The sequence below is a fragment of the Pseudomonas sp. GV071 genome (assembly GCF_003050835.1).
Classification (GTDB): domain Bacteria; phylum Pseudomonadota; class Gammaproteobacteria; order Pseudomonadales; family Pseudomonadaceae; genus Aquipseudomonas.
This window is the reverse complement of the sequence record NZ_QAOJ01000006.1, coordinates 65,271-79,924: the sequence shown is the minus strand read 5'-3', so window position 1 is coordinate 79,924 and position 14,654 is coordinate 65,271. Positions and strand designations below refer to the sequence as shown.

Annotated in this window: 21 protein-coding genes; all 21 read left to right on the top strand. The window is 61.3% G+C overall.

The window, feature by feature from the left end; translation table 11 throughout:
• Window positions 1-41 precede the first annotated feature (41 nt).
• Window positions 42-353 carry a DUF2190 family protein gene (locus C8K61_RS12785; protein ID WP_108096638.1) on the top strand — a complete coding sequence of 104 codons (312 nt, stop codon included), beginning with the start codon at window positions 42-44 and terminating at the stop codon, window positions 351-353.
• Window positions 353-685, top strand: coding sequence for a hypothetical protein (locus C8K61_RS12780; RefSeq protein ID WP_108096637.1), 333 nt, complete (start codon window positions 353-355; stop codon window positions 683-685). The genes C8K61_RS12785 and C8K61_RS12780 overlap by 1 nt, the downstream gene beginning before the upstream one ends.
• A complete protein-coding gene (locus C8K61_RS12775) occupies window positions 682-1,149 on the top strand; it encodes a hypothetical protein (protein ID WP_108096636.1) in 468 nt (155 codons plus the stop codon). Before C8K61_RS12780 ends, C8K61_RS12775 begins: the two co-directional genes overlap by 4 nt.
• Window positions 1,146-1,331: a hypothetical protein gene (locus C8K61_RS12770; RefSeq protein WP_108096635.1), complete on the top strand. Its 186-nt coding sequence runs from the start codon at window positions 1,146-1,148 to the stop codon at window positions 1,329-1,331. Before C8K61_RS12775 ends, C8K61_RS12770 begins: the two co-directional genes overlap by 4 nt.
• A 3-nt stretch (window positions 1,332-1,334) precedes the next feature.
• The gene (locus C8K61_RS12765; RefSeq protein WP_108096634.1) at window positions 1,335-2,123 is read left to right on the top strand and encodes a hypothetical protein; all 789 of its coding nucleotides are present in this window, start codon (window positions 1,335-1,337) and stop codon (window positions 2,121-2,123) included.
• A 55-nt stretch (window positions 2,124-2,178) separates the two neighbouring features.
• Entirely contained in the window at window positions 2,179-2,526 is a 348-nt protein-coding gene (locus tag C8K61_RS12760) for a hypothetical protein (protein WP_146174282.1), read from the top strand.
• Window positions 2,527-2,580: 54 nt separating this feature from the next.
• Window positions 2,581-2,883, top strand: coding sequence for a hypothetical protein (locus C8K61_RS12755; protein ID WP_108096632.1), 303 nt, complete (start codon window positions 2,581-2,583; stop codon window positions 2,881-2,883).
• A 102-nt stretch (window positions 2,884-2,985) separates the two neighbouring features.
• Entirely contained in the window at window positions 2,986-5,736 is a 2,751-nt protein-coding gene (locus C8K61_RS12750; protein WP_108096631.1) for a tape measure protein, read from the top strand.
• Between the two features lie 45 nt (window positions 5,737-5,781).
• Entirely contained in the window at window positions 5,782-6,285 is a 504-nt protein-coding gene (locus C8K61_RS12745; RefSeq protein ID WP_108096630.1) for a hypothetical protein, read from the top strand.
• Window positions 6,285-8,009 (top strand): hypothetical protein, encoded by a 1,725-nt coding sequence (locus C8K61_RS12740; protein ID WP_108096629.1) that lies wholly within the window; start codon window positions 6,285-6,287, stop codon window positions 8,007-8,009. Before C8K61_RS12745 ends, C8K61_RS12740 begins: the two co-directional genes overlap by 1 nt.
• Before the next feature lies 1 nt (window position 8,010).
• Complete coding sequence (locus C8K61_RS12735; RefSeq protein ID WP_108096628.1) at window positions 8,011-8,457, top strand: hypothetical protein; 447 nt, start codon at window positions 8,011-8,013, stop codon at window positions 8,455-8,457.
• Between the two features lie 2 nt (window positions 8,458-8,459).
• Window positions 8,460-9,302, top strand: a complete 843-nt coding sequence (locus tag C8K61_RS12730; RefSeq protein WP_108096627.1) for a hypothetical protein — start codon at window positions 8,460-8,462, stop codon at window positions 9,300-9,302.
• 3 nt (window positions 9,303-9,305) lie between these two features.
• Window positions 9,306-10,757 (top strand): hypothetical protein, encoded by a 1,452-nt coding sequence (locus C8K61_RS12725; protein WP_146174281.1) that lies wholly within the window; start codon window positions 9,306-9,308, stop codon window positions 10,755-10,757.
• A gap of 96 nt (window positions 10,758-10,853) precedes the next feature.
• Window positions 10,854-11,375 carry a hypothetical protein gene (locus tag C8K61_RS12720; protein WP_371919991.1) on the top strand — a complete coding sequence of 174 codons (522 nt, stop codon included), beginning with the start codon at window positions 10,854-10,856 and terminating at the stop codon, window positions 11,373-11,375.
• Window positions 11,368-11,559, top strand: a complete 192-nt coding sequence (locus C8K61_RS12715) for a hypothetical protein (RefSeq protein ID WP_108096624.1) — start codon at window positions 11,368-11,370, stop codon at window positions 11,557-11,559. Before C8K61_RS12720 ends, C8K61_RS12715 begins: the two co-directional genes overlap by 8 nt.
• Window positions 11,560-11,581: 22 nt before the next feature.
• Window positions 11,582-12,148: a hypothetical protein gene (locus C8K61_RS12710; RefSeq protein ID WP_108096623.1), complete on the top strand. Its 567-nt coding sequence runs from the start codon at window positions 11,582-11,584 to the stop codon at window positions 12,146-12,148.
• Between the two features lie 4 nt (window positions 12,149-12,152).
• Window positions 12,153-12,428 carry a hypothetical protein gene (locus C8K61_RS12705; RefSeq protein WP_108096622.1) on the top strand — a complete coding sequence of 92 codons (276 nt, stop codon included), beginning with the start codon at window positions 12,153-12,155 and terminating at the stop codon, window positions 12,426-12,428.
• Entirely contained in the window at window positions 12,421-13,161 is a 741-nt protein-coding gene (locus tag C8K61_RS12700) for a hypothetical protein (RefSeq protein WP_108096621.1), read from the top strand. The genes C8K61_RS12705 and C8K61_RS12700 overlap by 8 nt, the downstream gene beginning before the upstream one ends.
• Window positions 13,162-13,172: 11 nt before the next feature.
• Entirely contained in the window at window positions 13,173-13,562 is a 390-nt protein-coding gene (locus C8K61_RS12695; RefSeq protein WP_108096620.1) for a hypothetical protein, read from the top strand.
• Between the two features lie 48 nt (window positions 13,563-13,610).
• Entirely contained in the window at window positions 13,611-14,240 is a 630-nt protein-coding gene (locus C8K61_RS12690; RefSeq protein ID WP_108096619.1) for a glycoside hydrolase family 19 protein, read from the top strand.
• On the top strand, window positions 14,237-14,590 hold the full coding sequence (locus C8K61_RS12685) for a hypothetical protein (RefSeq protein WP_108096618.1): 354 nt from the start codon (window positions 14,237-14,239) through the stop codon (window positions 14,588-14,590). The genes C8K61_RS12690 and C8K61_RS12685 overlap by 4 nt, the downstream gene beginning before the upstream one ends.
• The last annotated feature ends 64 nt before the right edge of the window (window positions 14,591-14,654 follow it).

Sequence of the window (14,654 nt, the reverse complement as noted above, 5' to 3'; positions counted from 1 at the left end):
AGTGCGGGGTTTTTCATTTCTGCGATTTGGAGATTCCAAACATGAAAAATTACGTTGCGGACGGCAACTCTCACACCATGATCGCGCCGGCTGGTGGCGTGGTTTCGGGCACGGCCTATGTCATCGGTACCGTAGCGCTCGTCGCCCTGGATACCGCCGATGCCGGCCAACCATTCGTGGCTCGTCTGACCGGCGTTGCCAGTCTGCCAACCACTGCCGGCCTGCTGGCCGGCGCCAAGGTCAGCCTCAAGACCGGCGCTATGGTTGCGGACGGCACTGCCTCGTCCTTTCCTTTCGGCAAGCTGCTCAGCGACGAAGTTGGCGGCTTCGCAGAAGTGCGGATTTCCAACTGATGGAAGCCCGGTTCGCGCGCAGCCTGGAGCGTCTGCACCGGGTTGGTTCGAGCCGGCTGGCGGACTCGATCGGCTCCTATCAACCGCTCCAGGGAGCAGCCTCTAACACCATCCCGCTGCAGGTGGCGCGCGACGTCGAACTGGCAGGGCCGAATGGCTCTGTCATCGGTGTGCCGATCGCTGTCAGCTTTTGGCGCAGGGACTTGGCGGAAGTAGAGCGGGGTGGGGTGTTCCTGGTCGGTGTGGATTGCGCCGGCCAGCGGCTGATTGTCGAAGAGGTCGTGATGGACGACGGCCACATGCTCACAGCGGCCTGCACGGAGGACGTATGACCAACGTGCTCACCGAAGTGCGGAAGGCCGTCATTCGCCGCTTGGAAACCATCACGATTGCCAACGGCTACCGCACCGACCTGGGTCTGAACGTGAAAACGGGCTGGCTTAATGAGGTGCTGGATCAGACCAAGGTGCCGCCGCTCTTTGCATTACTCCAGAAGGCTCCAGGGAAGGTGCCAGTGCGCGGAACTGAGGGGGTTATCAACCCCGCTGGATTCTTCGTGATGGGGCTCGCTAAGGCCAACCTCAGCGAATACGAAGACCAGTTGGACGACATGGAACTGGACCTGATCCAGGCCTTCATGCCGTCCCCAGGCATTCTGCCTAAGAACTTCCCTAAGGGCGTGACCGGAATCGAGCTCGGTGCCCCTGAACAGTTTCCACCAGGCAAAGGCCAGTCCCACGCCGGCGTCCTGATCCCCCTCCACGTAAAAACGGTCATCGAGGTAAAAAACAGATGAGCACCGAAGCGAAAGCAGCGGCGAATGTTGCTGCCCAGGAGGAGGTCACGCTGACCGGCTCCCACACCCACAAGGGCATCGCCATCGAAGTTGGCGAGAAAATCTACGTAACCCCGAAACAGAAGGCCTTCCTGGTTGAACACGGGAAAGTCGCTGCACCGGCCAAACAGGAGGCGAAATAAGCCATGGCTATCAAAAAAGAAACGGTCGTCATTGGCGGCCACCTGAAAGCTCGTCTGGCCGGTACCAATGTGCCGTTCCAGAAGGTCGGTCTGGTGTCGACCATTCAGCACGCCACCGAAACCAACTCGCTGACCCTGTCCGATACCACCACCCCCCAGGGTGGCGAGTACGATTCGCTGGACCGCATCAACAGCGTGACCCTGACCATCAACTTCCGCGAAATCTTCACCTGGGTGCTGGCTGCTCTGGTGTGGGGCGACTTCTCCAGCGTGTCGGCGACCACTGTCACCGCCGAGAGCCACCCGGCGGCTGTGGACGGCACCATTCTGCTCGACAAAATGCCGCTCACCGTTTCGGGCGTGAGCCACACCACCACCGGCGGCAGCCCGGTGACCACGGAATTCGACGAGTTCGACGACTGGGTCATGACCGGCGCCGGTATTGAAGTGGTGTCCGGCGGTGCGCTGGAAACCGCCATCAAGGCGGCCACTGGTGAGTACCTGGTGGAGGTCGACTACTCTTCGGCCAACTTCGACGTGGTCGAAGCTCTGACCAACAGCGGCAAGACCTTCGAACTCCTGTTCGAGGGCGAAAACGCCGCCGGCACCCAGTTGCGTGTGGACGCGCGCTTCTTCCAGTGCCGCTTGAACCCCGCTACCCAGATGGACTGGATCAACACCGAAGACTTCGGTGGCTTCGAAGCCACTGCCAAAGTGCTGCGTGATAACAGCAAGGTTGGCGCCGGGACCTCGAAGTACTTCAAGGTTCGCAAAGAACTGGCTGCTGCGTGACCTGTGGCCCAGGGATGGGCTACATTCCCAACCATTAACCATGGGAGGGAATCCGATGAAGTGCAGCAAATGCGGTTATGAACCCACAATGGCGGAGATTCAGTCGGGCAGTTCTGAGTGTCCGAATTGTGCGCGGCTTGCAGCGCAACGCACGGCCGCCATCCATGCCGGCCCTGTCAGGACCAAGGTAAATCCTGCCGTCAAAGACGCCCTGGCAGGTTACGAGGGGGCTCAGGCGGTAGTAGTTGTTGACCTGCAGATGAGCTTCAACTCGATGGTCTGGTTCATGGTGAAGTGGGTGCTGGCGTCCATCCCGGCGTTCATCATCTTGTTCCTGATCCTTGCTGCTCTTGCTGCCGTCATCGGATTTAGTGGCGGTTTATTCGGCGCCTTTTTCAAGTAACAACCAATTTTACAAGGACCCGCGAAAGCGGGTTTTTTTATGCCAGGAGAAAACATGAGCGACATGGGGAAAAGCAAAGTGATGATGGTTGGCGCTCGCGAAGTTATCTGCCGCGAGCTTACCGTCGCAGCTGCTCGAAACCTGCTCCAGAGCGAGAACTCCGGTGACCTGGTAAAGGACGCCCTGTTCCTGGATGTTCGACTTGATGAGCTGGTTTTATTTACCAATCTGACCTCCGCCGATATCAGCGACATGTACCCAAGTGAGCTGGCCCTTGTGGTGGAGGGCTGCCGCGCAGTGAACCCGGATTTTTTCGCGATGCTGGACCGGCTGAGCAAGCCGGCGGCTCGGGTATAGGCCATCTCGATCGGCTCATCTGCCAGTTGACCGCGCTGGGGCATCACCAGGTGCTCCAGTATCCGTGGTCACTTTTTCTCCGCGCGTTAAAAGGGTAATTCCATGACCGACATCGAGCTCCGGCTGACGGCCGATGCGTCTGGGGCGCAGAAGCAAATTGCTGGCTTTCGGAAAGAATATGCCGAGCTCGTAAAGGCTATCGTCAAGCCGCTTGGTCAGATCGATTCGCTGAAGCAGACGCAGGAAAATGCAAAAAAGGCAGCTGCTGAGTTTTACTCCGCGCAGCGTGCTGTGGACCAATTAAAAAAGGCTGCCGCCAGTGCTGACACGCCTATCAAGGGCTTGAATCAGCAGCTTGGCAGTGCAGAGCGGGCTCTTTCCAGAGCGACGGTGGAGTTTGAGCGGCAAAAGGATGCCGTGCGCTCTCAGCGATCAGAGTTGCGTAACGCCGGTGTTGATGTACACAACTTGGCGACAGAGCAGCAGCGACTGCAGGCAGAGTTGGCGAAGGGCGTTTCTAGCGGCCGAAATGATCAAGCCGTCGTTGGTATTCGTGCTCAAGCCGCTGCGCTCGCACAGGTCACCCGAGAACAACGGCTCGCCAATATCGAAGAGTCCCGGAGCGCCCTTGGCGTCAATCGGTATCGCGAACTGAATGCTGAGCTGACGCGTCTGCAAGCCCAGTACGGCCTTGTGCGCCGCGCCGGTGGACTCACCGCGAAAGAATTGGCAATCGCTCAGCGCGAAGTAACGCGTCGAATCGGAGAGACGCAACAGGCGCTTCGCGAACTCACCGGCGAGCAGAACCGAGTAGGTCCAGGCAGTAGCATTGCCGGTTTGCTTGGTCAGGTCGGTGGAGCGTATGCCGGTATTGAAGTTATCCGGTCGATCGCAAATATCACCGACTCTGCGAAGAGCATGCAGGCTCAGCTAAAGCTGGCGACCAAGAGCCAGGAAGAGTTCAACCAGGCTCAGACCGATACGTACAAAATTGCCCAGGAAAACCGCGCACCGCTCGAGGACGTGGTTCGGCTATACGCGCGGCTCAGCCCAGCTCTGACCGACATCGGTTACAGCCAAAGGGATGTCACTGGAGTTACTGACGCGTTGGCCAAGGCGTTGAAGATCAGCGGGGCTACTACTGAGGAAACGGCTTCAACGTTGACCCAGTTCTCCCAGGCGCTGGGTTCTGGTGTTCTGCGGGGTGAAGAGTTCAACAGCGTCGCAGAAGCGGCGCCGCGACTGTTGCGTGCATTTGCCGAAGGGCTTGGCGTGCCGGTGGGTGCGCTTCGAGACATGGCCGCCGAAGGCAAACTCACCGCGGACGTGATCGCCGACCTTACCTTGAACGCGTTGCCCCAATTGACTGCCGAGGCAGCTCAGTTGCCTGACACTGTTGGCGGGGCACTGACTCGCCTGAAAAACTCGGTTCTGCTGTTTGCATCTGCCGCCGATGAGTCGACAGGATTCACCCAAGGGCTGATCACCCGGCTGAACATTCTCTCCAAGGCTGCTGAAGTCGCGAACGGATCGATGAAAGCGCTTAGCAAGGATGGTCTTCAGGGCCTGGAGAAGTACGCTGAAGGCCTAAACGGTGAGGCGAAAATCGCTTTTCTCGAAGGCATCGTGAATGACCTGAAGGAAGCCAAAAAAGAGCTCGATGAGGATGGCAAACTCGGCATCGCCAACCGATTTATTTATGGCGATATGACTGCTGCGGATTTTGAGCAGCAGATCGCGGCATTCGAGGGCCAGGTCGAGCAGCTGAAGGCAATTGGCAGAGTTGAGGTGACCGCTGCCGAGATCAACGCCAACGCTGTAGCTGCTGCAAAGCGTAAGCAGGTGAGCGCCTTGAAGGCTCTGAGCGCTGAGCAACTCAAGGATGCGGAGAAGGCGTTAAAGGCCCAGGCCGCCGCCGAGAAAAAGGCTCTGGCTGACAGCCAGAAGGTGAAGGATGCGCGGGTCGCGATCGAGGCAAAATATGCTGAGACTATTGCGACCCTCAACAACGGGGCCGGCGGCTCCACTGCCAGCTATTCGAATGCTCAAAGCCTGAAGCTCAGCGCGCAAGAATCACTGCGCCAGGGCGATATCGCGAGCGCCAAGAAGCAGGCCGAAGCGGCGCGCCAGATGCTGCTCGATATCCAGTCTGCCGGGGGCAACACCTACGGGCTCAGCGGCTTTGCTAAAGGCCTGCAAGAGATTGAACTGGCTGCGAACGATTTGGAGCAGTCCGAAGCTGACCAGAAGCTGCTGACCATCGCCACGAACATCGCCGTGCTCAAGAGCAAGGCTGACGAGCTGAAGGACATCAAGGTTACGCCAACCATGGACGAGGCGGCGGTCAGCGAGCTGGAGACCAGGATTCAGTCATTGGCCAACGACTTGGGCAAGACCCTGGTGATACCAGCAGTCATTGTACCGACGCTCGCCCCCCAGACCGATCTGAACGCGATTGCGCTCCAGCCGGACACACAGCTCAACTACCCAGGTTTTGCCGAAGGCGGCCACATTAGTGGCCCGGGTTCTGGAACGAGCGACAGCATTCTGGCCAGGTTGTCGAACGGCGAATTTGTGGTTACTGCATCAGCAGCTCGCCACTACGGACCTGAGGTGTTGGAGCAGTTGAACGCTCGGCGTCTGCCGAAGTTCGCAACCGGCGGTTTCGCTGGCCAACGCCAGGGGCCGCAACTGCCAGCATTTAGCCCGCCCGCGACTGCTTTGCCGGCCCCGGAGTTTCCGCATCTAGGTAGGCTGGATATCGGCGTTGGGGGAAATACGTACTCAGTGTTCGCTGACCACGACAACTTTTCGAAACTCGCCATGAAGTTCGGCCGACCGGCCAGACGATAAACACAAGCCCACTCCGGTGGGCTTTTTCTTGCCCGGAGTATTTGCATGCCCGATGTCATTTTCGGCGGCCTGCCCATCGTGTTGCACGCGGGCCCGCCGGCGCAGTCTGACGCCTCCGTGTTGGGCGAAGGGCTTGTGCGGTTGGGCCTGGGCGGCGGCGTGAAGATGACCCACTTCTTCAAGGCCGGCGGGAGTATCAGTGGTTCCGGGTGGATGCCGCCTGGTTTGGATGGGCTGGATTACAGCCAGCCCCTTGAGCTCCGTCTTACCTCGCAGGAGTGCGTGGTCGGTGATGGACTCGTGTACCCGCTCACCAGCACCCCGCGCGACGATGTCGAGCCCTGGGCTCAGGCGCTGATCAATGGCGAGTGGGAGACCGCGGAGTGCACTGTTGCCGCTGGCGTGGTGACGGTGGTCGCGATGCCTGGCGCCACCATTTACATGGTGCAGTGGTTGCCCATGTACACCGTGTTCGCCAGCAAGCCGCAGAAGTCGATGGATCCATCAACCTCTGTGTTCACCTGGCAAATCGACTGGCAGGAAGTCTGATGCAGATCAACGGATCGCCATTAAACGCGGTGCCGCTGAACGCCCTGGACGCCGCCGTCACTGCGACGGTTCCGATCGTGAAGGGGTACGCCTACCGGTGGAAGCTGCTGGTGTTGATCGGTGGGATGGACATGTCCAGCCGCCTAACCGGAACCGTCACTGTTGACCGTGAACGCGGCGCCGCCGGCGTGGCCACCCTGGTATTGCAGCTTCTGCCCGGTGCCGTGGTGCCGTCCGACTGGATCGGCCGCACTGTGACCATCCACTACGTCAGCACCGCCCTGGGCGAGACCACGCTGTCCCTGCGCTTCACCGGCCGCATCGTGAAGACTGACTGGGATTCGCTGACGCGCACGCTCAGCTGCCAATGCAGTGATCAGCTGCAGCAGCGGGTGGAGGCCCTGGAGGTCACCGCCATTGATGCGCTCACCGGCGGCTACTGGTCGCCCGACGTGTTCGAGGCTGTCGACGGCCGCAGCCGGTGGGATTACGCGGTTGAGCGCATGGGCACCATACCGGCCAGCCTGGACTCCGCAGCCGACGGCACGCTGCGCGTCAGCAGCTGGTACGCCGCGGCAACGCCGGACTTTGTGTTTGGTCCGGACACCACGGTTTACGAATCCATCCGGGTTTCCTATGCCGAGCTGACCAACCTCACCAACACGGTGAAGATCGAGGCCGACTATCGCTTCGCACGGCTGTGGCAGTGGAACATTCACTATGGGTGGGTGCACCCGGGGTTGGGTGGTAGTTCCGGCGAGGCTGGTTTTTGCAACTGGCGCCAAGATGACACCGAGCTGCCGACCATCGATATGGTGCAGTCCGCCACCGAGTCGAGCGGCCAGACCCTGCTCGCCGGTGCCAGCTACCAGCTGCTACCGCCGTCCGGTGTTTATTGCGATCCGCCCCAGGGCTGGACCAACAACTTCACCGACCTGCTGCTGGCCGCTGGCTGGGTGGGCGGGCGCCGATGGAATCAGCCGGTGACCATGCAGTACCGCATCAACGTGGTGGCTGAGGCGAGTGTGGCCGCCGCCGGCGAGGTGATCGGCCGGGAGCGTGTCGCGCTGGAGGTGCAGAACGACACCAGCGAGGCCTGGGAATCAGGCGAGTTCACCGGTGGCACCACCGGCCAAACCGATGTGATCGACGAAGCCCGCCGGGTGTCGGCGCTGGAGTGCATCCTGCACCAGGCCGCCACCACCGTGATCGGCGCGCACACCCAGACGGAAGTGAGCTGGGATGTTCCTACCAGCATGGTCATGGGCGTGGATCTCACGCACACCCTGCGCCTGGCCGACCAGAACGTAGGCGCCCAGGCGCGCTGCAGCCGGGTAAACGACAGTTTCGACATGGCCAGCGCCATTGCCATCACCACGCTGAGTATCTCGGTGATGCGCGGCGGCGGCGCGGTTTCCGATCCGCTGACCGCTCCGGCGTTCGCCGGCTACGTGCCTTCGCCAGGCGACCCCGAAGACCAGGACAAGATCCTGCCGACGCAACTGGGCGGCCGGAACACCAGCCCACTGTACGACGAGGACAAGCTGGGGTTTTCGGGCAACTACACCGAGAACGATCTGGACATAAACCCGGATCTCGAACTGTTCCCGCGCCGCCTTGATCTGGAAGCGCCGGAGATCGCCGAGGCGCTGCGCGACGAGAAAGCAACCGAGGTGCCGGTCACCTACCGCGTGGCAATTCCGAACGACTGGCTGGAGCTTTGACATGGCATTGGGAGATGAACGCCGGGCCAGCGGCCGGACAAATGCTGCTGAGCGCCAGGCCATTGGCAAGAACAACGCCGCCGAGCGCCGGGCGATTCAGACCAACAACACCAACGAGCGCCGCGGCTCGTCGATTCAGGACGACCTCAACAGCCTTATCCGGCCGGAGAAACAGGCCGCCCAGCTGCGCACGGTAGAGCCTCGCGGTTCGCTGCCGGCGCAGCGGGGCAGTGCGCCCTACGTTGCGCCGAAAAGCGCGGCCACCGGCGGCGGTATTGCCAGTCCGCTGGTTGAACCCACTGCCACCACGCGGGAGTACTTCCCGTCGGCGATGATTCCCACCACCGATGGCTTGGCCTGGGCCAGGTTCAAGAGCGTGAAGAAGGTGAACATGACTGACGCCAACGGCGCCGAAGTGGTCTTCGAATACAAAAACGCCCTGGAGTAGCAATGAACTTCATCAACAACTACAGCGCGTCGATCTCGCTGACGCTGGCCGCCACTTCGCTGGCCTTGGCATTGCCGGATGGCAACTACCGGCTGACCATCGCGGATTCGGTCATCACTCCCACCAGGTGGGAAATCGTCGACGCTGAGGTTACAGCCGGCACCGCCACGCTCACCCGGGGCCAGGAAGGAACGACCGCCCAGAACTGGCCGGTGGATAGCGTCATCTACAACGCGCTCACCGCCGGGGTTCTCACAGATCTGTTCGGCCGTGGCGGCAGTCCAACAATTGTTGGAGATGATTACCCCGCGTCGGCCCCGCCAGTACCTGGTGCAACCTTCATCTATGCCGCTAGCTCTGGCGCGGTGTTTATTGCGCTAGGGGCAAACGAGCCAGAAGAGTGGGTTCAGCTACGAGGGGGTAAGCAGCCTGATGGCGTGAGCTTTGGCGACACCTTGAACGTCGGCCGTATGGTGCGCTTTGTTGAGATTGGCGGCGATGAAACTGAAGGTCCTTCTGCCCCTCTCACTACCCTCGTCTTTCCCGCATGGCAAGCCGACCCCTACGGTTTGGAAGTCTGGATCTATGGGGCAGGGGTAGGAGTGTCGGTTCCGGTAGACCTGGATTTTTCCGTCTTTGGTACCACGGCCGTCGGCTTCAACGTTGTGCAGCCGGAAGAGGGTGTCACCTTCTCCTTCGCTGAGGGTGTTCTGTCGGTGGTCGCTACCCAGCCTGTTCGGATCACGTTCGACACAATCGAGCTGGTCAAAGACGGCGACACGATCGTAGGGGTTGGAGGCGTCCTGAGCGTCAGCGGCATTCCTGAAACCACTTTCTACGGTTGATCCATGGGCTACCCGAATAGCGTTCTCGACCCAGCCCCACACGTCTGGGGTTGGCCATGGCATGGGCTTATCACGCAGACCGGTGCCGGCGGCACGCTGCCGCTACCCAGCGGCCGGGTGATTGATTGCCCGGTGTTTGGTGGCAACTGGACGTACCTTTGGGACATCGATATGCCCCCGGTGGATTTCGAGCCAGATGACCCAGACGAGCAATGGCTGACCAAGGGGATTATCCGCGCCGCAGCGAACATGGATAGCTGCCGCATCTATGGGGGGAGACCCTATGGGTCTGGGCCGATCAAGCTTGGCGACCACGTTGGTTGGTTGGAAATAAGATTTGACTGGGTTTCTGGGGTGATGAATTTCTTGGTTTCCACATCCGGCAATCTAGGAGACGGTCCTTTCGCGTCCGAGAGTGCGTTATCCATGACGGCGGAAGCAGCTGGGTTCCCTGCAACCGTCCCCGGTGGTTTCCCCCCCCAGGCGCAAATTCTGGACCGTAGCAGGGACGGCACCCGATGCATTGTCCGGGTTAGCCGGAGCCGATCCTCCGGCATTTCCGGCGCGGAGACGCTTGCTTTGATAGAGGTGCAGGTCTCGGGGGAAATCGCGGCGAATGAAGCGGCATTGGTGCTGCTAGCTGGAGGGACGACTACTCGCGGTGTCGTGACGGTCACCACCGAGCCACCGCCGCCGCCGACCGGGAACATCACCATCGGCTCCAGTTCAGCGAAAGTTGGAACGTGGATTACTGATTCGCACATGGATGCGGTGGTTTGGGCTTGGTACAAACCGGACGGAACGCCCGACCTGATCTCCTACCAAGTCCACGTTTACGCCACGCAGGTGACCACGCTGACGGGGGATGCCGCGAGCCAGACAGGCAGCTTGAATCTTCAGTTGTCCCAGAAGCGCACGCTCACCTCCAGTCTTGGATCGGCAACTACCGACGTTACGTCAAGCGAGGTGGTTACGGCGACGGCTGTATCGGCTGGGCCTCTCGACATCACAAGCACCATCAGCATGCATGTCGATGATTTGGAAGTGTTGAGCATGACCTCTACGCAGCACTCGTCCGGCAGCATTGGAATGACTGGGTACTGGGAAGCGCTGCGTACTGACATTGATCCCGTTGAACAGGCCTTGCGCTGGCTCTACCCATCGACCACCCCTGCGGCGCAGGTCTACGTCGGACGCCAGTCACTGATGTCTTTTCAGGGACTTTCGAACAACGTGGTGGATATGCCCGTGCAGTACCTGGACAACCCGGACCTGGTGAACCCAACCCGGCTAGTGGTGCATTCCGATGCCCTCACCCCGGGCGGGGCAGATATTGGCCAGTTCACCTATCACACCGCCGTAACCACAAAAGCCGGGAACAGCGCTGGCAGCTACAACCCGATCACCGGCCAGGTTCTGCGCAACCAGGACACCGAGCTTTTCAGCTGGGTCTGACCCCACCACCTTTCTCAATGGAGTAGCCGCATGCAGCCGGCCAATGTCCCCTTGCGCGTCATTCAGGGCGCGACCCTGCGCGACACGCTTCGAATCATGCAGCCGCTCTTCGTGTACCGGCCGATCACCTCGATCGCGCCGGCGGCCCCTGTGCTGTTGACGGTTGACCACGACCTGCCAGGCGACTGGCTGGTGTGGATTCAGGGCGTGCAGCAAATGTCCGAGCTGAACCGGGTGCCTCGCACGTCGGTGCCGCACCGGGTTCAGGTCATCGATGACGACACCCTGTCGATCAACACCATCTCGGCGGTTGGCCGGGTGCCTGCCGGCGGCCAGTTGATCTACCAGCCACCGGTGGCCCTGACTGGCGCCAAGGCCCGCATGCAGGTGCGCGATGCACCTGGTGGGAATGTGCTGCTCGAGCTCACCACGGAAAACGACGGCCTGGCCATCACCGGTGCCGGCACCATCGTTCGCCAGGTCAGCGCGGCCGCTACCGCCGCGTTCACCTGGACCAAGGGTGTCTACGACCTCGAGGTCGAGTATCCCGACGGCACAGTGCACCGCTACTTCGAGGGGGCAGTGACGGTGAGCCTGGAGGTGACACGCGATGGTTGAAACCGGTGAACCCTGGGCGGTGACGGTGGAGGGCGACTGCCCGCCGCTGGTGATCGAAGCCGCCATCGAATACGCCGTAACCGTTGAGGCCGGCGTCGACGTGCTGGTGATCACGGCCGGAGAACAAGGCCCACCAGGTCCGCCCGGAGAGGGCGCCGCCGAGTGGCAAGTAAAAGACTGGTAACCCAACCCTTGCAGGTGAACCAATGGCACAGATTCAATTTTTCAAAGTCACTTCGCTGCCCAGCACGCTGCAGCCGGATTCGTTTTACTACCTGCTCAACGGGGACTACGCAGAGTCGTACCTGACGAATGCGGCCGGTGAGGCGAAGTCTCTGGGCAACAGCGCGATGATCAACGCCCTGATCACTGCCGCGCTGAGCAGCCTGCCAAGCTCTGGCGCCCCGGTGCTGTTCGCCGCCGATATCGCCGCCCGCGATGCGCTGGAGGATGACCTGACCCAGGCTGTGTTTGTCTTGGTGCAGGACGCCACCGGCGATCCAACCGTCGAGGCTGGCGCCGCGCTTTATGCCTGGAACCCGGCCACCAGCAGCTGGCTGAAGGTGGCTGAATACGAGTCGATGGATATCGAACTGACCTGGGATGCGATCACGGGCAAGCCGGTATCGACGCCGACGCAGATCGACGCGGCCGTATCTGCCAGCCACTCGCACGCCAACAAGGCGACCCTGGACAAGTTCAGCGAGGCGGGCGGCCTGGCGCGCTTCAACGGCGCCGCCATCCCGGCCGAATGGAACTCCACGAACTGGTAGCCCCATGGCAGAGCTCAAATTCCACAAGTACGTGGCGGCGCTGCCGGGCACGCTGGAGGCGGATGCCATCTACTTCGTGCGGGCCGGCGACGGCTACGACCAGTACGTGACCAACCACTCCGGGACTATCGTGGCTTCTCGGTTGAACGTGCCGAAGTCGCTGCCGGTGTACAAAGCCGGCGGCACCGTCCTCAAGCTGGCGTTGAACGCCGGCTCTTCCGTATCGGCCTACCTGGCTGGGGGTACTGAATTGAAAGTACAGGTGACCACCAATGGCTAGTCGCGCGTTGAAACTGGTCGATGCAGGAAGCGGGGTGGGGGAACTGCGCGAGTTCGCCGACGGCGACGCGCTTACCCTGGCGGGTGCGGTAAATGGCGCGGCCCCTGTGAGCATTGCATCTGCCAGCACCGTGAATATCGGCGCCGCAGCGTCCAACAACATCACAATTACCGGCACCACCACCATCACCGCTTTCGACAGCATCGCCGCCGGCGCCGAGCGCACCGTGGTCTTTGCCGCCGCTCTTACGCTGACCCATAGCGGTACTTCGCTCATCCTACCGGGGGCCGCCAACATCACTACGGTGGCCGGTGACACGGCAACGTTCCTTTCGCTGGGCTCTGGGAACTGGCGTTGCACTTCGTATCAGGCGCCGCAGCTGATCAAGAGGTACACCAGCGGCCTACTCGCATACACCGCCGGATCGCCTATTACGGTCGTGCATGGGTTGGCTGGCACTTTGTTTTCGGTATCTGCGGACGCCGTCTGTATTGCGGCTGATGGCGCGTTCGTAGTCGACGATGTGGTGGTGATGCAAACCGCGACGGATAGCCCCAGCACAAGCACCAGTGGGACGTACGGTTTGAGCATTAAAAAAACCGCGACGAGCTTGATCGTCCGTCCGGGCACATCGGGGCTGGCCGGAATGAATAACTCCACAGGACTTGGTTTCGTTATGAACCCGGCTTGCTGGCGTTTAGTTCTTCGGGTTCTGGCAATCGCCGACAGCTAAGAGAGGCTCAGATGCAGAAGTTTTACGTAAATGGCGATGGCGTTTGCCTAGGTTCGATTGCCGACGCCACCGAAGAACCGCCTGAAGGATGGATCGAGGTGCCTTACGGTCCTGAGAACTCAGACCAGGTTTGGCAGTTCCCTGATGGCCCCTATGGGCCGAGTCGCAGTGCTGCAGTGAACCTGGAAACCGAGTGGCGGGACGGCGAGCTAACGGTGATCGCTCGTCAGCTTGAGGCGATCGAGGAAGCCGCTGCGGCAGCTGAAGAAGGGGAGGACCCACCAGCCGATTTGCTGCCGGGCACTCGAAACAAGTGGCTGAGCTATCGCACCAAAGTGAGTGCCTGGAAAGAGACCAACACCGCCTTTCCTTTCGGAGATAGGCCAGTCCGCCCCGCATAAGACCCACAAGCCCGCCAAGCGCGGGCTTTTTCATGCCTGGAGAAAACCATGCAACTCACCCAGCAGCAGCTGGTGCAGATTCTGCCGAACGCCCGCCCAGTCGCGGGCGTTTTTGCATCTGCGCTCAACGCGGCCATGGCCCGCTTCGAAGTCAACACGCCGGCGCGCGCCGCCGCCTTCCTGGCCCAGGTCGGGCACGAAAGCGGGCAGCTCGCTCACCTGGTGGAAAACCTCAACTACAGCGCCCAGGGCCTGGCCAACACTTGGCCTGGCCGATTCCGAGGCGCCGACGGCAAACCCAACGCGCAGGCCTTGCAGCTGCAGCGCAACCCGCAGGCGATTGCCAACTCGGTGTACGGCGGTCGGCTGGGGAATGGTCCGGAAAATTCCGGCGATGGCTGGCGCTTCCGTGGGCGTGGCCTGATCCAGACCACCGGCCGAGCGAACTACCGCGCCGCGGGCATGGCTCTGGGGGCTGCCCTGGAAACCACGCCCCAACTGCTGGAGCAGCCGGTGTACGCCGCGCTATCGGCGGCTTGGTTCTGGCAAGAGCACGGCCTGAACGAGCTGGCCGACGCAGGCCACTTCGAGGCGATCACCAAGCGCATCAACGGCGGGTTGAACGGCCAGGCCGAGCGGGTGGCGCTTTGGGAAGCGGCGAAGCGGGTGCTGGCATGAACGAGCTGGTACTGAGGGTTGTGGCCTACCTGGTGGTTGGTGTTGTCGGCATTGGCATCGGCTGGCAGATCCGCGACTGGAAAGCCGGCAGTGACGAAGCCTCGCGGCTGGAGGTGCAGCAGGCCCAGCAGGATCTGGCGCGCCAGGTAATCGCCAGCGTAGCGGATAGCACCGCCAAGGCCGTGGCCAGCATCAAGATCACCAACACCACCATCTACCAGAAGACCCGCCATGAAATTATCAAAGAGCCTATGGACCCTGGCTGCCGTCTGCCTGCTGGCTGGATGCGCAACATCAACGCCGCCCGCGCCGGTGCTGATCGATCAGAACCTGCTGCAGCCGTGCCCTGATCTGGTGGCGGTGCCGGCGGCAGAGGATGGCACCGGCGACCCGGGCGAGTTGGTGCTGGCGGAT